This window comes from Ruegeria sp. YKSD179 (genome assembly GCF_059612885.1).
Map to the genome: position 1 here is coordinate 1 of NZ_JBXWRL010000048.1, position 18,003 is coordinate 18,003.

Annotated in this window: 18 protein-coding genes; 7 read left to right on the forward strand and 11 right to left on the reverse strand. The window is 53.6% G+C overall.

What is annotated here, in order from left to right; genetic code table 11:
• Positions 1-192 (forward strand): hypothetical protein (locus tag AC2FNE_RS19080; RefSeq protein ID WP_496806056.1); only part of this gene is annotated, 192 nt, incomplete at its 5' end.
• Between the two features lie 294 nt (positions 193-486).
• Entirely contained in the window at positions 487-1,917 is a 1,431-nt protein-coding gene (locus AC2FNE_RS19085; RefSeq protein ID WP_170602926.1) for a CAP domain-containing protein, read from the forward strand.
• A gap of 123 nt (positions 1,918-2,040) precedes the next feature.
• Here the strand turns inward: AC2FNE_RS19085 and AC2FNE_RS19090 are convergent, their stop codons facing one another.
• Genes AC2FNE_RS19090 through AC2FNE_RS19110 form a run of 5 tightly spaced genes read right to left on the reverse strand, consistent with a single transcriptional unit; the run spans position 2,041 to position 6,247 of the window.
• The gene (locus AC2FNE_RS19090) at positions 2,041-2,583 is read right to left on the reverse strand and encodes a DUF3833 domain-containing protein (protein ID WP_170479663.1); all 543 of its coding nucleotides are present in this window, start codon (positions 2,581-2,583) and stop codon (positions 2,041-2,043) included.
• A complete protein-coding gene (locus AC2FNE_RS19095) occupies positions 2,580-3,197 on the reverse strand; it encodes a DUF3833 domain-containing protein (RefSeq protein ID WP_170610564.1) in 618 nt (205 codons plus the stop codon). Before AC2FNE_RS19095 ends, AC2FNE_RS19090 begins: the two co-directional genes overlap by 4 nt.
• The gene (locus tag AC2FNE_RS19100) at positions 3,194-4,417 is read right to left on the reverse strand and encodes an MFS transporter (protein ID WP_496806057.1); all 1,224 of its coding nucleotides are present in this window, start codon (positions 4,415-4,417) and stop codon (positions 3,194-3,196) included. The genes AC2FNE_RS19095 and AC2FNE_RS19100 overlap by 4 nt, the downstream gene beginning before the upstream one ends.
• The gene (locus AC2FNE_RS19105; protein ID WP_496806058.1) at positions 4,417-4,962 is read right to left on the reverse strand and encodes a hypothetical protein; all 546 of its coding nucleotides are present in this window, start codon (positions 4,960-4,962) and stop codon (positions 4,417-4,419) included. The genes AC2FNE_RS19100 and AC2FNE_RS19105 overlap by 1 nt, the downstream gene beginning before the upstream one ends.
• A complete protein-coding gene (locus AC2FNE_RS19110) occupies positions 4,916-6,247 on the reverse strand; it encodes an NAD(P)/FAD-dependent oxidoreductase (protein ID WP_170602934.1) in 1,332 nt (443 codons plus the stop codon). Before AC2FNE_RS19110 ends, AC2FNE_RS19105 begins: the two co-directional genes overlap by 47 nt.
• Positions 6,248-6,474: 227 nt before the next feature.
• Here AC2FNE_RS19110 and AC2FNE_RS19115 point away from each other — a divergent pair, with 227 nt between their 5' ends.
• Positions 6,475-7,200 carry an SDR family NAD(P)-dependent oxidoreductase gene (locus tag AC2FNE_RS19115; protein WP_170602936.1) on the forward strand — a complete coding sequence of 242 codons (726 nt, stop codon included), beginning with the start codon at positions 6,475-6,477 and terminating at the stop codon, positions 7,198-7,200.
• Positions 7,201-7,203: 3 nt separating this feature from the next.
• On the opposite strand, the gene AC2FNE_RS19120 is transcribed toward AC2FNE_RS19115, so the two are convergent.
• Positions 7,204-8,856, reverse strand: a complete 1,653-nt coding sequence (locus tag AC2FNE_RS19120) for a DUF6504 family protein (protein ID WP_170479704.1) — start codon at positions 8,854-8,856, stop codon at positions 7,204-7,206.
• A 60-nt stretch (positions 8,857-8,916) separates the two neighbouring features.
• Complete coding sequence (locus tag AC2FNE_RS19125) at positions 8,917-9,204, reverse strand: I78 family peptidase inhibitor (protein ID WP_170479650.1); 288 nt, start codon at positions 9,202-9,204, stop codon at positions 8,917-8,919.
• A 128-nt stretch (positions 9,205-9,332) separates the two neighbouring features.
• On the opposite strand from AC2FNE_RS19125, the gene AC2FNE_RS19130 reads away from it, so the two are divergent.
• Complete coding sequence (locus AC2FNE_RS19130; RefSeq protein WP_496806059.1) at positions 9,333-10,445, forward strand: S-(hydroxymethyl)glutathione dehydrogenase/class III alcohol dehydrogenase; 1,113 nt, start codon at positions 9,333-9,335, stop codon at positions 10,443-10,445.
• Between the two features lie 93 nt (positions 10,446-10,538).
• Positions 10,539-11,264: an NYN domain-containing protein gene (locus AC2FNE_RS19135; RefSeq protein WP_496806060.1), complete on the forward strand. Its 726-nt coding sequence runs from the start codon at positions 10,539-10,541 to the stop codon at positions 11,262-11,264.
• A 31-nt stretch (positions 11,265-11,295) separates the two neighbouring features.
• Here the strand turns inward: AC2FNE_RS19135 and AC2FNE_RS19140 are convergent, their stop codons facing one another.
• From AC2FNE_RS19140 to AC2FNE_RS19155, 4 genes are all read right to left on the reverse strand, one after another.
• Complete coding sequence (locus tag AC2FNE_RS19140; RefSeq protein WP_170602940.1) at positions 11,296-12,234, reverse strand: DMT family transporter; 939 nt, start codon at positions 12,232-12,234, stop codon at positions 11,296-11,298.
• A 153-nt stretch (positions 12,235-12,387) separates the two neighbouring features.
• Positions 12,388-12,801 (reverse strand): group III truncated hemoglobin, encoded by a 414-nt coding sequence (locus AC2FNE_RS19145; protein WP_170602941.1) that lies wholly within the window; start codon positions 12,799-12,801, stop codon positions 12,388-12,390.
• A gap of 48 nt (positions 12,802-12,849) precedes the next feature.
• Complete coding sequence (locus AC2FNE_RS19150) at positions 12,850-15,768, reverse strand: error-prone DNA polymerase (RefSeq protein WP_170603663.1); 2,919 nt, start codon at positions 15,766-15,768, stop codon at positions 12,850-12,852.
• A gap of 275 nt (positions 15,769-16,043) precedes the next feature.
• On the reverse strand, positions 16,044-17,036 hold the full coding sequence (locus tag AC2FNE_RS19155; protein WP_496806072.1) for an ABC transporter ATP-binding protein: 993 nt from the start codon (positions 17,034-17,036) through the stop codon (positions 16,044-16,046).
• An 87-nt stretch (positions 17,037-17,123) separates the two neighbouring features.
• Here AC2FNE_RS19155 and AC2FNE_RS19160 point away from each other — a divergent pair, with 87 nt between their 5' ends.
• Positions 17,124-17,300: a zinc-finger domain-containing protein gene (locus AC2FNE_RS19160; RefSeq protein ID WP_170603667.1), complete on the forward strand. Its 177-nt coding sequence runs from the start codon at positions 17,124-17,126 to the stop codon at positions 17,298-17,300.
• Positions 17,301-17,495: 195 nt separating this feature from the next.
• Positions 17,496-17,978, forward strand: coding sequence for a hypothetical protein (locus AC2FNE_RS19165; RefSeq protein WP_170602942.1), 483 nt, complete (start codon positions 17,496-17,498; stop codon positions 17,976-17,978).
• Positions 17,979-18,003 lie beyond the last annotated feature (25 nt).

The window sequence follows — 18,003 nt, forward strand, 5'->3', positions numbered from 1 at the left end:
TACTCCCGCAACCAGCGTCGGAATATCTCAAAGAAGCACGTTCAGACTACAATTGATCCCCCGGATCAATTGCTTAACGTCTTCACATCGTCAGCCTCAAACCTAAAGGTCGTAGGTTCAAATCCTACTCCCGCAACCAACTTCCAAATTGCACGTTCGACCTACAAACAGGCCACTGGACTGTGTGCTTAACGATCAAAACTCGTCAGCCTCATAACCTAAAGGTCTGAAAAAAACAAAAAACACCAAAACTAAAACCAAAAAAGAATAATAAACGCAAAACTGCCCAAACAACACAAACCAAGCAAAAAATTGGGTTTCAGATTCCCTGCGGGCATTGCGCATAAAGAATCGTCAATCCGCTTATTAGTAAGGCCAAACCAGCAGGAAGTCGCCGTTTTGGGTGCGTAGGCAATTTGTGGCTTCAAATTGTCCAATTATAGACAAATTTTCCTCTGACTATGCCCGCAGTTTGGAGGATCGGTGATGTCGGAAGCAAGTTCCCTTGAACGAGAAATGCTCAATCTGATTAATTCGGAGCGCGTTTCGCGTGGGCTTGATCCAGTCCAGTTAGAGCTTCGACTTAACGCGGCGGCAGAAGAGCACAGTGATTGGATGCTCGAAACGGGTACATTTTCGCATACTGGGGAAGGCGATAGCTCAGCGACTCAACGAATTCGCGAATCTGGCTTCGTCTTGTCCGGGTCGTGGTCTACCGCCGAAAACATCGCATGGCAGAGCCAGCGCGGTGTTCCAGGTTTCAGCGATGATGTCGTTAATTTGCATGACTCGTTGATGAACAGCGATGGACATAGGGCGAATATTCTCAATCCGGCACTGGCATACATCGGCATTGGGATCGAGATCGGTACCTTTCAGGGCGTGCCTGCCGTGATGGTGACGCAAAACTTTGCACGGACTTCAGCCGGTGTCCAATTGGACGAAGGTGGAAATGCCGGAACGGACGACAGCCTACCGTCTGAGCAGGCAATCGCTCCCGAGGAAAACGCTGAAGTGGAAGCGACACCAACCCTTGAACAATTCACGCTAGAGAGTGAGAGCGGCGCGCTCAGGGGTACTCCGGAAGAGCTAGACAATGATGTGATAACCAACTTTGACGAAGGTAATCAGCTAATCCTCGAAGGAGTCCAACCAGGCCGATCCAATATTCAATTTAACAGAGACTCAGAGATCGAGGTGGATTTAGACGGCGATGGTAATTCAGATGTTACAATATCGCTCATTTCTGGGCGGTCAGAAGGAGACATTTTCGCAATCGCAGTCGACGGGAATACCATCATAAGTTACGCCAAGTACCTTCCTGACCTGTCGGATGGGGACAGAGTAAGCCGAGACCAGATCAACGGCGTGGTCAACAAAGAGTTTTTGTCAGGTGACGGTGCGACGGATTTTCAGGTCGAACTGCTCGATATTGGGCACGCAGGGTACAATAACGTGTTGGGGGTCTACGATATCCTCGACAATGGCGAAATCGCCAATGTGCGATTGTTGTACGACAACACCAACCGCGACACTGGCTCAGTCACCATTTCAGACGTGGCGGATGGCAGCAGACTCGGGTTCTTTGTTGTTCAGAATGCTGCAGATTGGGCAGCCGATGTGTCAAACAGCGACGTGTTGGAGTTTCGAGCCGGCAATGGTGCAGTTGCCGATGTGGACGACGACTTTGATCTAATACTTTTTGTCAATGGAAACTCAGCCAGTGTAAACACGTTCCATGCGGAAAAAGCCTTACTGAATACCGACGATGAACAACATGCACTTTCGGGAATTGCCGACGGTGGGAATGCAATGATTATCGGTTTCGAAGACCTTACCGGCGGTGGTGATCAAGATTTTGAGGACGTTGTATTTTCAGTCACGCGTATTGAAACCGACGCGTTATCAATTGCGTGAAAGCGGCCAACCTTCTTTACCGTGGGGACACACTGGTAGTTTTTCTTACCGCACCTGACCGCAAAGGTCTAAAAGCTTGGTGTATGGCTGAAATTGGGTGTCCATCGCCAACCGCGACACCCATCATTTCTTTTCGAAGAACAAGACTACTTCACCCAGACGAACGCCAAAGCGCGAGACATAGGCTCGATTCAACAGTCGGTCATCTGACAAAAGCCACATCCAATCATCGAAATTGACACGCATTGTGCCGTCTTTCACAGGCAGGTCGATCTTGTACTTCCAGTTGAATGTATCACCGCGTTCAATACCGGTTGCCGTACCCAATACACCGGGTGCTGTCCCGGTCCAAGTGTCGTCAGATGTTTTGTTCAACGTCCAAACGCGTTGTTCCGTTGCCCCGTCGTCGTACACAAAGTCTTCTACTAATGTCAGAGTCCGACCATCCCAAGTTCCGTCAATTTCAACGGTAAAACGGCGCGGGATGTTGCCCAGAACATCCTGAAACTGACCATACGCTACGGTTTTTCCTTCAAAGAACTCTTCTAGGTTCAATTGCCGGTCGGACAAAAATGTTTTGGGAACCCTCGGCTTTGCTGAGCAGGCTGCTAAAACTAAAAGTCCGGTTACCGCAAGAATTCCAAGAAGATAACGTCGAGCAATCATTGCAGTGTCCTCGGCGCTGCTTCTGCGTCAAAGCCGTTTGTTCCGGGTAGATGTTTCAAGACGGCCTCTGGCGCTGGTCGCATTGTTGCGACCAGCTCTGCGACTTTAATTCCGAATTTTCGCATCTCTGACCGGTTCATTATCGCTCCGTTTTCCGTCAGGTACATCCAATCGGTTACTTCCAGCGTGTGCCCCCCAGCATCCTCTGGCAAAATAATGCGATAGTTCAACTTGACCGTAGAGCCAGAAACTATCCCACGACCTTCGCCGACTATGTCTTCTGCGGTTGCCGTAAATTTGTTTCCCGTTCCCAAAGTGAGGTGCCATTTCCTGGTCATTTGCTTGCCATTGGAATAGGTAAAATACTCTGCCAACGTGCCTGAGTTACCTTCCCATTCACCGACCATTCGGGCAACAAAGCTGTTCGACATTTTGCCGTTGGGACCATAAATTAAGCCTTCTGACAGAATTTCTCCGTTCAGGTGTTTTGTGAGTGAAAACTGAGGTCCGGTATCAGCATAATCTGAAGGAGTCTGCGCACGAAAGCTGAGGAACCGACCTCGAACTACGACAAGCGCAATAACCACCAGCAAGAGTACTATCAGAAAGTTCATTTGACGGTTACCTCTGTAGGTAGGGTCAAAACCATTCCAAACGCGCCCAGCTTTAGAACGCAGGGCAATACGGCGTAGGCTAAGTTGAGTGTTTCTAAAGCCTGAACGGAATTGGATTGACCGGGATTGAAGCCACTGCGTTCAAGCAGCGGAAGAGTAAAAAATGCAGCCAGAGCCAGCCCCAGCTTGCCAGCAAATGACCAAATTCCAAATGCTGCTGAGGCATTCAAGCCAGAACGTGTAAGAACGACCGAGAACATCGCCGGTAGTACAACCATGTCCGCGCCCAACGCCGCTCCGGAAGCAAAGCATATCAATGCAAAACCCGTAAGTTCGCCAGCCGGCAACATGGCGGCGCCGACGAAACCGGCAATCGACAATGGCATGGCGATGATCAGGGTCTGTTTGGGGCCTATTCGGTTTCCAAGCTTGGCCCACAGTGGAACGCTGGTACCTGCGCTGAGAAAGAAAAGTATCAGCAGTGGCCCGGCCTTCCCCGGTAATTGCAGTCGGTCTTCGACAAAAAACAAGAACAAAGTCGAGGTTATTGCGACTGGCAGGCTATTGACGAGAGCAAGCGTAAGTAAACGAAGGGCACCTGCCTGACCAAGCCCGGCAAAAGAAAGACCCTGCCCTGTAATCGGAGTTCGGCGCCACATGGGGAATGTCAGCAGGATGGTAAAGATAGATAAAAGGCCAAGAAACATTCCGAACGCGGGATAACCTTGCGCTTCGGCGCCGATTGCCACGAACAATGCGGGGGCGCTTGCCGCGGCGATAACTCCCGCCAATTGGCCGCCTTCGCGATAAGCGGCCAACCTCATCAATTCAGCAGAGTTCGGTTTTTTGGCCAATGTCGCACTGCGACCATAAAGTAAAATCGTCCCAAGGCTATAGGCGGAAAATAGCAGGATCAAGATAACGACAAGAGACAGAATGCTGGCGTCCTCCGGTAAAGAGAACAGCAGCGGAAAGCCGACGGCCAAGCCAATCGCCGCCATGGTGGAAAACATCAATTGAGCGCCAGGCCAACGATCAATCGCCCAACCGATCAAGGGGTCTTGGACCAAGTCCACCAACCGGATCGCCAGCAATAAAGTCCCGATTACGCCAAGCCCAATTCCAAGATTTACCGAGGCAAATCGCGGAAGGTGGATATAAAGCGGGATACCCGCCGCAGCGAGCATAAGCGCGTATAGGCTGACACGCGGATACAGCATTATTGCCCCTTAAGCTGTCGCGTGAAGTTTGCCGTTCTGGTGTCGTCCCCAAGGAAAATTGACATGAACGCCCGTTTGATCCCGGGGCTGGAAAGCGCACAGGTCTTGTTCCCGTTGCGCCAGAAATCGACTTGGTTTGGACCTTCGGAAATTGCCAGATAACTGTCGCCTTTACTGACTGCCTGAAAGCATTGTTCCAATTGCGTCTGCGAAGGAGCTTTGTTACCTTGGCGTTCAATCTCATCGAGCGTTGATTGAACCAAAGCCTTCTGTTTTAGGGACTTTCGGTAGGTCAGTTGCAGCCCGAAATCCTCATTCCAACTGAAAGGTCCACCCCCAGGTGTAAACAGTTTTGCGTCATAAATAGGCAGGCCCAGATACCGAAAAGTGGAAGTCCCTCGAAGTTGCGCGTCTTTGAGTGCACCCGCCAGCGGCGAGGCCGCCAGCCAGGCTGGCGGCAACAACAAGACAGTTACCAGCGCTACGCGCCAGATGCATTTACTCGGCCGCAACAGAGACAGCCGTATCTGGTTCAAGAATGCCATTGTCAGCTCCGATTCTATGCGGGGTGCGTTTCAGCAGATCGACGACATGCATCGCGCTCGCAATCCCGTCTTCGTGAAAACCGTGCCGGTTGTACGCTCCGGCAAACCACGTTCGGTTCTGTCCCTGCATCTCGCGGATTTGCCCTTGTGCTCGCAGGGCAGCTTTGTCGAATACCGGATGGGCAAATTCGACTTCATCATAGATTTTATCCGCAGCGATTTCTGGTGATGCGTTCAGCGTTACGAATAGTGGATCACTGTCAGGAATATTCTGAAGACGGTTCATCCAATAAGTCACGCCAACATTGCCGCCGTTTGAACGATAGGTCCAACTTGACCAGCAGGCCCGGCGACGCGGCATCTGGCCTGGATCACAATGCAAATAAGCTTTATTGGGCTGATATCGTATCGACCCGAGTGCATCCCTTTCGACCGATGTCGCTGAATCGCCCAAGATCGACAATGTTTGATCCGAGTGCGTGGCCAAAATAATCTCATCAAACATGTCAGGCTGCCCTTGGCTGAAGACGGTGACGCCCAGATCGCACCTTTCGATATGGTCAACCGGAGCGGACAAACGAATGTCTGAGCCACGGGTTCGCAAGGCTGCCTCAAGACGACGTACGTATTCGATACTGCCGCCTTTTACTGTCCACCATTGGTGTTGCTTAGAGCGATCGCCCGCCATCAAGGCATGATTTCGGAAAAATTGAACCAAGGATCGAGCCGGAAATTGATCAACAAACTCGGTTGGTGTGGACCAGATTGCGCCACACATAGGCATCAAATAGTTGTGACGAAACCAATGACCCAGGCGCAGCTGATCCACGAGCTCTCCAATTGTGGTGTCGTCATCCCGTGCCGCAGTCGGGGCCTCTTTGCCAAATCTCACTATGTCCGCAATCATCTTGTAATATGCAGGACGTGCAAGATTGCGCTTTTGAGCAGTCAACGTACGTAAGTTATTCAGACCATACTCGATTCGACCGTTGTCTATGGTCGCACCAAAGCTCATCTCGCTCTTTGTGACAGGAACGTTCAGCTCTTCAAACAATTTGGTGAGATAAGGGTAGGTGATGTAATTGAAAACTATAAAACCGGTGTCAACGGGTTGATCACCGTTTTTGCCTGCCATCACCGTTCTGGCATGTCCCCCAAGGCGAGGCTCTGCCTCGAAGATGGTGATGTCATGGTCTTCTGAAAGATAGTAAGCTGCGGATAGACCTGAAATGCCTGCACCTACAATCGCGATTTTCTTGCGTACGCCTCGTGTCTCGTCGAACATATGATCCTCTTTGTGCGACATTTTACAAAGGGATACGCAGCGTTCGCTCGATTGGATCAGTCAAGTTAGATTATTTTCTCAAACGTTCTATATTTAGTTGCTGGCCTGATCTTCCGGATCGAGGATGATCCACACGAAGCATTGAGACGTAATGTCCACAAGATGTCCAAAGCAACTTTTTTGAGACGTTGGATCCTTATGATCCAGACGTTCCGGATAGCCCAACCATGAGCAGTTTTGACGGAAAAACATATTGGATTGTCGGGGCCAGCGAAGGATTAGGTCGTGCTCTGGCTGAGGAGTTAAGCCGTCAGGGCGCGCATCTGGTTTTGTCGGCCCGCAATTCAGAGCGGTTGACCCAGATTTGTGACGACTTAGCCAATGCAAAGGCGGTTCCGTGTGATGTGACTGATTTAGAGTCTGTCCAGAAGGCCTTGACCGAAGCCGGACCAATTGATGGGTTGGTTTACAATGCAGGCGCTTACGATCCGATGCGTACGACGGACTGGAATACCGAGTCAGCGTTGGTCATGAGCGATGTGAACTATCTGGGCGCCCTGCGCGTGCTTGGTGAAGTTGTTCCGGGTTTTGTTAAAGCTGGTCACGGTGAAATTACCCTGATCGGTTCGCTGGCGGGATATCACGGGCTGCCTGCCGCGATTGGTTATGGTTCTAGCAAGGCTGCTATGATTTCCCTGGCCGAGACTATGCGGCATGATCTGGCGAGCAGCGGCGTGACGGTGCGGATCGTCAACCCGGGTTTTATCAAGACGCGCCTGACTGAAAAGAACAGTTTCAAGATGCCCATGTTGATGACGCCCGAGGATGCAGCGGCCCGAGTGGTAAAGGCGATGTCGCGCCGCCGCTTCCGTACGGATTTCCCGGCCCCATTCTCGTGGCTGATCCGCCTGATCGACTATCTGCCGGATTTTCTGGTTTATCGCGGAAAATAGAGTCTACCCAAACTCTCCCTGACAGAACCATCCCGCAGACATAGTGCCGCCATGGCCGTAAAACAGCCATAACCTTTCACCTTGTTCGGTTACTACCACCCAGTAATCGCGAACTCCGCTGCGCCAGTTTGGATCATCCAACCACCACTCTGGCGCAATCCGTTCCGGGCCGGTAGCTTGCGCCAGTTGCCACTCGCGCCCGCGCCAGCGAAAGGTATTCGGCACGTCTGGGGTTTCTGGCGCCATCACCGGTTCGGGTTGCCACATTTGCAAGGGTCTGGGACGTGGCGGGGCGGGCCAGTCGTGGGCGGGTTCTGACCATGCCGCGGCCAATGTCTGCGCGGTTTTTTCGGGGATATGAGAGGCTGCGGGATGCCGCCGTGTAATCACCTCAAGCCCTACTCTTGCGCCTAGTTTACCAATTAGATCATCAACAGCCGTATTTCCTTCAAGGCGATTGCGGGCTACGCGGCGTGCCTCGGCATGGCCTGCCATCGTACGGGCGTGGATGGGTTCAGTTTGCACTGCCTCAAGCCGTAGCATGTCAATGCCATAGCCCGCGTCGATCTTGTCAATTTTCATCTCTAATAAAGGACGAATGCGGTGTTTATCAAAGGTCGGTCGGGCCAGACCCACCTCGATAATCTCAGCCGCCTGATCGGCGCGATGCGCCTCAAGCCGCAGGGTACGGACGCCGCGGCTTTTCTCTTCCAACTTTGCGCAAAGTGTAGGCAGGACCCGGTCAATGGCGGCCATTACGTCTTCGATTAACCCGATTGGGTTGGGTAGGGTCATACGCACTGCAAAGTGATGCGGTGGGCGTGCGGGTGAGACTGGTTCGGGTGCGCTACCCATTGCCTGATCCAACCGCAGTACCAATCCCCGCCCAAATCGCCGCGCCAGAGAGGCGCGAGGTTGCCCCAACAGATCGCCAATCTGGCGCAGGCCCAAGCGGTTCAGCTGCGTCACAACCTGATCTTCCAACCGTAATGCTGCGATAGGTAGGGGGCTGAGTGAGCTATAGGCATGCCCCGGTGGCGCGATCCGAGCACCGCCACCCAAAGCCGTCACTTGCGGTGCGGCTCCGCCTTTGGTCCAGTGTCGCCGCTTGCCCGCCCGGGCGCGGGTGGCACGGGCTTCTTGGCTGATTGCGTCGCCATTGCGGTCTGATATGACCTCTTGACCTGCATAACGGGCCAGCGCCCAGGCCGCACCCAGCGTGTCGGCAATACCCATCTGTACACTTAGGCCCATATCGGCGCAGTCGGTTTCTATGACGCTTAACAGCGTCTTTTCGCCCCCGAACAAATGGGCGCAACCCGACAGGTCCACGATCAGACCATCGGGTGCTTCTTCCGCTACCCATGGGCTGAATTTCCCCGCCCAACGGCGCAACGCGGTCAGAAAGGCCGCTTCGCCTGGTGCATTGCGCGGGCGCGTCACAAGGTCTGCACACATGGCGTGAGCATCGCGCACCGGTTGGCCGATACGCAGACCAGCGGCCTGGGCGTCGGCGTTCAGCGAGGTGACGACCTGCATGTTCGATTGTTCGGCCACCACGGCCAAAGGCCCGGCATGCAGGCCTCGCGCGGCGCGTACCAGCCGTTCAGCCCCCAGACGGGGGAACCACAGGGAAAGTATTCGACGGTTGGGCATCGGCAAGCATTAAATGTTCCTATTTTGTTCTTATTCGAGAATCATGCCCCGAGTCCATGCCTACCCGCAGCTCAGACGTTGAATCACACCGGAGCCGCTCACGTAGACGTTCAACCTGTCGATCCGGTAATCCTGCGTTGCGATGTCATCCGGGCCAAGTACACGCGATCGTTCTGGAAGACTCGCCTGAATGCTGGAAACGGGTTGACCGACTGAATCAGCAAACGGCTCGCCCTTGCAAAAGGCCAGATCCACCGGAGCGTTTTCCGAGATGGAAGAAACATCTTCAGGAATGCTGGTGTCAGCGCAGGCTGCCAGAAGGGCCAAGATCGGGATAAAACGGTGCATTAGCGTACCTCATTCTGACGATGCCGTTTCTGCAATATCAAATAATTAGCCAATCTTCCATCAAAGCGCAGTTGAAAACGCCCGGCAATTGACGCAGGGTCGGGCAAACAGACAGGGAGAAATTCAAAATGCGTACCCGCGCCGCCGTCGCCGTTCAGGCTGGCAAACCTTTGGAAGTGATGGATGTAAACCTCGAAGGCCCCAAAGCCGGTGAGGTTTTAGTAGAGATCAAGGCTACTGGAATCTGCCATACCGACGAGTTCACCCTTTCTGGTGCCGATCCCGAAGGCCTGTTCCCGGCTATTTTGGGCCATGAGGGTGCAGGCGTTGTGGTCGAGGTCGGCGCGGGCGTGACCAGTCTGAAACCGGGTGATCACGTAATTCCGCTTTACACCCCTGAATGTCGGGAATGCGAATACTGTTTGCATCCGAAAACCAACTTGTGTCAGGCGATCCGCGATACGCAGGGACAAGGTCTGATGCCCGATGGCACGTCGCGTTTCACGACGCTGGATGGTGATCCGATCCTGCACTACATGGGTTGCTCGACATTCTCGAACCACACTGTCCTGCCTGAAATCGCGCTTGCAAAAGTGCGCGAAGACGCGCCTTTCGACAAGATCTGTTACATCGGCTGCGGCGTGACCACTGGTATTGGCGCAGTCATCAACACAGCCAAAGTCGAAATCGGCAGCCGTGCGATTGTTTTTGGGCTGGGCGGTATCGGCCTGAATGTGATTCAAGGCCTGCGTCTGGCTGGTGCGGATCAAATCGTTGGCGTTGATCTTAACCCTGCCAAAGTTGAGATGGCCACGAAGTTCGGTATGACCGATTTCGTTAACCCAACCGAGATTGAGGGCGATTTGGTTCCCTACCTAGTGAACCTCACCAAAGGTGGTGCGGATTATACATTCGATGCCACGGGCAATGTCGGTGTCATGCGCGATGCATTGGAATCGGCGCATAAAGGCTGGGGTGAATCGATTATAATCGGTGTTGCGCCAGCCGGGGCCGAAATTTCAACCCGCCCATTCCAATTGGTAACTGGTCGTTCTTGGCGTGGAACCGCCTTTGGCGGCGCACGTGGTCGCACCGATGTACCAAAGATCGTCGACTGGTACATGGACGGCAAGATCGAGATCGACCCGATGATCACTCACACCATGGGGTTGGATGACATCAACCATGGATTCGATCTGATGCATAAGGGCGAAAGCATCCGTTCAGTGGTCGTCTACTGACAAGATTGTTGAAAGTTAATCTGGGGGGCGATTTATTTCGCCCCTTCAGCTTGTTTATGAACTTACTTCCCCTTTTTTATTTGAGGAATTGCCTTGAACACAAAGACTGCAGAACGACTTGCCGTATTAATAGATGCCGACAATATATCGGCAAAACATGCTACTGAGATTTTTGAAGAAATCGCCCGACTTGGCGAAGCCAGCCAAAGGCGGATTTATGGAGACTTTTCCGGCGGTGCGCCGCAGGGTTGGGAGGCAAACTCACTGGCCGAATATGCAGTTGTCCCGCATCAGCAATTCTCCAATACGTCCGGTAAGAATTCCAGCGACATTGCCCTTGTTATTGACGCCATGGACATCCTGCATACCGACAGGTTCAGTGGGTTTGTACTGGTGTCGTCGGACAGCGACTTTACGCGCCTCGCCAGCCGAATTCGCGAGCAGGGGTTGGATGTTTACGGAATTGGTGAGCGTAAGGCTCCAAAGGCGTTTGTAGCTGCATGTAACAGGTTCATTTATATAGAAAATATTGAAAAGCCAGAATCTGGCCCCCCTAAATCCCAAGAGGCTAGAACTGTGAAGTTAAAACAAGAGTTGAATCATGCATACCAACTAATCCGCAATATTGTTCTAAACACCAATGAAGCCGATGGTTGGGTTAGTTTATCCTTTGTAGGAAGCCAATTGGGAAAGATGTATCCGGATTTTGATTCCCGTACATACGGCTACAATAGACTTAGCGATTTGGTTCGAGCCATAGATCGCTTTGAGGAAAATAATCTCAACGGCGGCTTCAAGATCAGGTGCAAGGAAGGCTGAGACGAAATTGCAGAGTGAAATTCCGGCCTTGCTAGTTCCCCGGCCGTGTTGCCCCCGTGTCTGACCGCGGAGACCGGACTCGCAAAACAGGGGTGTTGGCCGAGGTGGTGTTACTTCGGCTTTCTCGCCAGACCACAAACACACCGGATGCGATGATGACGCTGGCGCCGACGGCGACCCAAACGTCAGGCTTTTCCCCAAAGAATGTCATACCAAATATCGTAGCCCAGATAATCTGGCTGTATTGGCTGGGTGCGACAACGCCAGCTGGCGCCGCGCGATAGGCAAGGATGATCAGGTGCTGTGCTATTACTGAAAAAACGCCAACCATGGCCATCATCCCCAAGTGCAACAGTGAAGGGGGCTGATAAACGGCGGGTTGCGCAATACTCATTACGCCAATGGCAAGCAACATGGGATAGAGGATCAAAACTGCTGATCTTTCCTCGTTCCCGATCTTGCGTACCAAAACCGAAGCAAAGGCGCTGCAAAATGCAGCGGTCAGGGCAGCGACATGGCCAATGGTGATTTCGGTCGCTCCAGGGCGCAGAACAATTAAAACTCCAATAAGGCCTACGCCGACGGCCGCCCAACGCTGAGCCCGGACCACCTCGCCTAGAATAGGGATCGATAGGACAGTAACGATCAGCGGAAACGAAAAAAGCAGCGAATAGACTTCGGCCAGCGGTAAAACGGAAAAGGCGTAAAATGCGCAGGACATGGCTGTAAGCATCAGACCCGAACGAAGCAAAACCAGCCACGGGTGACGCGGCATAAAATTTCCTGTTGTCCGATCAGTCAAGATCGATACTGCCATGGGGACAAATGAAAATAGCGTTGCGAAGAAGATGATCTGCAGCACTGAGTATGTGGCGCCCAAAACCTTGATCAGCGCGTCGTGGCTAGCAAAAACAGCGAACCCTAAAAATGCGAATCCAAGTCCCCTGAGGATTGTATTTTGAGTGCTCATGTTCGAAGCCTCGGGCGATATATCGGCGTTACAGGCGCCTGCTCTAGCAGATCGTCGGATTTTCGGCTGTCTTCGCGTTTGCTTAAACCGATTTTGTCGAGGCGTGTAGCCCCTATTTTATCGCTAACATATCAAACCCGCTATGATCTGGTGTCATCGCAGTATCGGTGGTGCGTCTTTGGGTTGTCGGGCGGATTGGACGCCGGCCTTCATCCCGACTCCGATCCGCCTGGCCAAGGCGACCCACGGTGTGGCAGTTTCCGGCGGTAGCATTTGGTTGGCGACCTCTTCGAACAGGTCTAGCCAATGGGCGAACAATTCAGGTTTCACGTCGGGCCGTTCGATATGGACCCGTTGCGGGTTACCGTCATAGCTGCGTTCGAACAGGATGGCGTTGCGCCAGAAGGCGGCGATCTTTTCCTCATGCGCGTGCCATTCGTGAACATGCTTGTTGAAAACGGGGCCCAGCATCGTGTCCTCGCGTACGCGGGCGTAAAAGGCGTGGACCTGCGCGTTGATCTGTTCAGGCGTTGCCGGGAAGCGTGGAGTCAGGATGGGTCTGGTCATAATGGTACTAATTTAGGCTCTGTACTGGGCCAATACCTGGTTTTGATGCTAGGCGACAGGAGTGGTTTTGTCGCGCGGCTCGGGTGTCAGCAGGTGCCTTAGCAAGGCCACCGGGTGGGCCCGCAGGCTGAGGCGCGTAGCCACGTAATCCTCGACCACCTGTTCACCCAGCGTCATCTGGGGTAGGTAGGCTTCGGGCTCATCCAGCGCCTCGCCCTCCAAATCCAGCGAGAACAACGGCAAAGGTTTGGCGGTTGCTATCGCCTTGGCCTGCCACAAAGCTTCGCGCCGTGTCAGGTTGCATGCGGCGAAAGCATCGGCCTCGGCCAGCCGTTCGATCACCGGCGGCCCCAGCCCGGCGCGGCGCCAGACATCGTCGACTTCGGTGTAACCGTTGCCGCGAGCTGCGGTCAGCCAACTGGCATCTTCTTCGCTTAGGCCCTTGATCTGGCGAAAACCTAGCCGCAGGGCTAGCCCGCCATGGCCGTCGGGTTCCATCACATTGTCCCAGAAACTGGCATTGATACAGACCGGGCGCACCTGAACCCCATGTTCACGCGCGTCGCGTACGATCTGGGCCGGGGCATAGAATCCCATGGGTTGAGAGTTCAGCAGCGCACAGGCGAAGATGCCGGGGTGATGGCATTTGATCCAGGCCGAGGCATAGACCAGCAGCGCAAAGCTAGCCGCATGGCTTTCGGGGAAACCATACGAGCCAAAACCTTCGATCTGTGAGAAACAGCGCTCAGCGAATTCGTCGTCATAGCCGTTGCGCTTCATGCCGCGCAGGAACAGGGCGCGGAATTCACTGACATTGCCATGTTTCTTGAAAGTCGCCAGCGAGCGGCGCAACCGGTCGGCCTGTTCCGGGGTGAAACCCGCTCCGACAATTGCGATCTGCATCGCCTGTTCCTGAAAAAGTGGTACGCCCAGCGTTTTTCCCAGCACCTCGCCCAGTGCATCTGATGGAAAACTGACCTCCTCCTCTCCGTTCCGCCGTCTTATGTAGGGGTGGACCATGTCGCCCTGAATGGGGCCAGGGCGGATTATTGCGACCTCGATCACCAGGTCGTAGAAGTTGCGGGGCCGCATCCGAGGTAGAAAATTCATCTGAGCCCGGCTTTCCACCTGAAAAACACCAACCGAGTCTGCCTTGCAGAGCATGTCATAGACTTTGGGGTCTTCGGGCGGCAGCGTAGCAAGCGTATAGCTGGTCTGGTGGTGTTGCCCGATCAGATCAAAGGCCTTGCGAATGCAGGTCAGCATTCCAAGGCTCAGCACATCGACCTTCAGGATGCCCAGCGAGTCGATATCATCCTTGTCCCAACAAATGACCGTGCGGTCCTCCATTGTGGCGTTTTCTATAGGCACAAGTTCGTCCAGACGCCCCTCAGTGATGATGAAACCACCTACATGCTGAGACAGGTGGCGGGGAAAGCCGTCGATCTCATAGACTAGCATTAGAGTCTGTTTTAGACGACGATCTTCGGGATCAAGGCCGATCTCTCGCATCCTTTCTGCCTCAAGCCCTGAGGCTGAAAAAAAGCCCCAAAGCTGTGATGAAAGCGCCGAGATTGTATCTTCGGTCAAGCCCATGGCGCGGCCGACCTCGCGGATGGCGCGTTTTCCACGGTAGTGAACGACTGTCGCACAAAGGCCCGCGCGTTCCCGGCCATAGCGATCATAGATGTGTTGGATCACTTCTTCGCGACGCTCGTGTTCGAAATCCACGTCAATATCGGGCGGTTCGTCACGGGCCTCGGATACGAAGCGTTCAAAGACCATCGTTCCCATCTCGGGGCTGACCTCGGTGATGCCGAGGCAGAAACAGACGACTGAATTGGCTGCTGACCCGCGCCCCTGACATAGGATGTTGCGCGATCTTGCGAATTTGACGATGTCACGGACGGTTAGAAAATAAGGCTCGTATTTCAGCTTGGCGATCAGGGTTAGCTCATGCGCCAGCATGTTCCTCGCTTTTTCCGACGCGCCCGCAGGATATCGCCATTTAAGCCCTTCATGCGCCAGACGGCGCAGGCGTTCGGTCGGAGTTTCTTGTTCGCTACCTTCGCTTGGATACTCATAGCGCAGCTCATCCAGAGAAAAGGTAAGCTGTTCGCTGAGGTCATGGGCCCGGGCGACAGCGCCCTCATGACCCTTGAAAATGCGCAGCATTTCGGCCTTTGACCGCAGGCGCTGTTCGCCATTGGTCAGCGCCTCGCGACCCAACTCATCCACTTTACGTCGCAGACGGATGGCAGTCAGCACATCGGCCAGCTTGCGGCGGGAACCGTGATGCATCAGTGGTGCAGCGCTTGCGAGCGTTGGTATGCCAATATCCCTTGATTCAGTCTCTAACACAGAGAAAAACATCGCATCTGCGCCGTCATAACGGGGATGCATCAACAGATGTATCCGCCCAGAAAAGTGGCGCGCCAACTGTCGCGCTCGTTTCCGCCAAATACCCGCGCCGCCCGGTGATGGAGCAACCTGTGGCCAGAGCAGTAGGTGGAGGCCGTCTGAGAACTCCAGCAAATCTGCCAGGTGCAGGGTACAGTTGCCCTTTTGGGCACGCAGACGACCCTTGGAAATAATCCGGCACAGGTTGGCCCAGCCCTGCCGATTAAGAGGCAGGGCAGTGACGGTGGGTGCGTCAGTGAAGATCAGCCGCGCCGCCGGAATCAGACGCGGCACCGCATGGATAGGGAAAGAGGGCGGTTTGGGGATGTGACCGGGACAGGGTGGTCCGATCGGAGTATTCTGCGCCTCCCACTCAACCCGCTCGCGCACTTTGCGGGCAATCTCGCGCCCTTGAGTATGGGAACGAACGATTCCGGCTACAGAATTGTCATCAGCAACCGCGATGGCAGGCAGGCCCAGGGTGACGGCACGCTCCATGTACTCCTCGGGGTGTGAAGCTCCGGTGAGGAAGGTAAAGTTCGATGTGATCGACAGTTCGGCATACATACGATTCCATATTATATTCACGTTTTGTTCTTTTTCGAGTCCTTTAAAAAAACTGGTCGCTAAATGACGAACAAATCGAGCAGTTACGTAATTCGCTGCTTTGAAAGGTATCGGGCCGTCAGATGAAAGCCGTCCAAATCGAGTGTCAATTGACGAATATCGTTAAACAGGTCGGAAGTTGCAAACGCGCTATCCCTTTTTTAGAGACTGAAACACAAACAATCCGCGACGCCTTATTTGCGGCCCTAAAGAACCGCCAAGCAGGTAGATCACGCCTAAAGTTTGACTCGATGCATCCCACGGCGCGGCCGATCCTGGTCATCGGCCGGGGGATCATCAGTGCGGCTGGAGGTCAGCGCAAGGAACACATCCTCAAGATCCGCTTCCTCGGTTCGGACATCTCGGATGCGGATATTCGCGGCACGCACAGACTCCAGAACTTGTTCTGCAGTGGTTTGGGCGCTGTGGTAGTGCAAAACGAGGCAGCCATCATCGCGCAGAGCCGGTTTAACGCCTTCCGCCGCAGGTAGAACTGTAACTGGACTGTCTGGGACGATCACCATCGTGCGGCTATCCATACGTCCCAACAAGTTCGCAGTGCTGTCCTGCGCGATTTTTTCACCGTGATTGATAATGGCGATTTCGCCGCACATTTCCTGGGCTTCTTCCAGATAATGCGTAGTTAAGATGATCGTCATCCCTTGTTCATTAAGTTTGCGGATATTTGTCCACAACATCTGGCGCAGTTCGATGTCTACACCAGCAGTGGGTTCATCAAGAACAAGTACTTTGGGGTGATGCACCAGCGCCTTTGCCAACAGCAATCGTCGCCTCATCCCACCGGAAAGCGTACGCGCATAAGCGTCGGCCTTGTCACTTAAGCCAACTAATTCAAGAATTTCATCACTATGGCGTTCAGATTTCGGTACGCCGTAAAGACCGGCCTGGACCTCCAGCGCGCCGCGAGGTGTGAAGAAGGGATCGAGGTTGAGCTCTTGCGGCATAACGCCAATCGCTGAGCGTGACTGGCGCGGGTACTGATCCTGATCAAAGCCCCAGATCGATACGCGACCCGAAGACTTTACGACCAATCCCGCAAGAATGTTAATCAGTGTCGATTTACCTGCACCGTTTGGGCCCAACAGCCCAAAGACAGATCCTTTGGGGACTGTAAGATCGATACCCTTTAGCGCCTGTTTCTCAGGCTCGCCTTTGCTGCCGCGATAGGACTTGCACAGTCCTTCTATCCTGATTGCCGCATCGCTCATGTGGCTCTTGCCCCCAGTTTGCTCATCGCTCATAAACGCACCTAAAGCATGCCTGTTAAGGCTACAACCAATGAAGGATCACCAGCCGTGACCATCGAAGCGCCGGAAACCAAAATCGTCGAAACTTCCCAAGTTGCCTGTGATGGTGGCGAGGGCGCATTGGGCCACCCGCGCGTTTGGTTGCAAATTCCCGAAGACACTGGTTGGGTCGAATGCCCCTATTGCGACTGCAAGTACGTGTTGAAAGGCCGCGAGTCAGCCTGAATGCAAAATTCGATAGGGTGCTTTGCGCCATAATGACTGTTTCCTGACCGCGACCGTTAAAGGTCTGATCGGCTTGGCGGCCATTTTAAATAGCCGAATATCATCAACTTAACAAAGTCTTCGCCACATTGAGCACGCCAAAGTCTTGCCGTGATTCAATGGTAACTCGACCCCATATCGATGTGAGAGAGTATGATGACTGAGGTTTCAATCCAAGGCAATCAAAGCCCCGTATTCGGCTGGTTGGGTTTTGGCGTTGCAGCCATTTCGCTTATAGCAGCGCTTTTCGTTTTCTGGGCCGGACCATTTGCGCCCCAGCAATCCACAGGCGTTTCACTAGGAGAGCTTGCGGCAGAGATCGGGAAATCCACCTTACGGGCAGCTGCAGGCATTGAACAGCCTGAACCTATCGCACCAGCACGTGATCTGGATGATTATCTTCGCACAGGCGTCTCGATGTTGGGTGCAACTGCGATTGTCTTGTCGGTCATTGGTCTGTTGCGTCACGAAAGAATTCGCCCAGCCGTCGCCGGTATCGCGATCGGAACTGGTGCGATCCTCTTTCAGTTTTTCGCGTGGGCCTTTTTAGCTTTACTGGGAACGCTCGTTATTATGGCACTTCTGAACAGTTTTTCCGACTTTTTCACCGACACTTTCTCTGGCCTGTTTGGTGGTTGACGCGCGTTCTTGACTGGCCACTTGC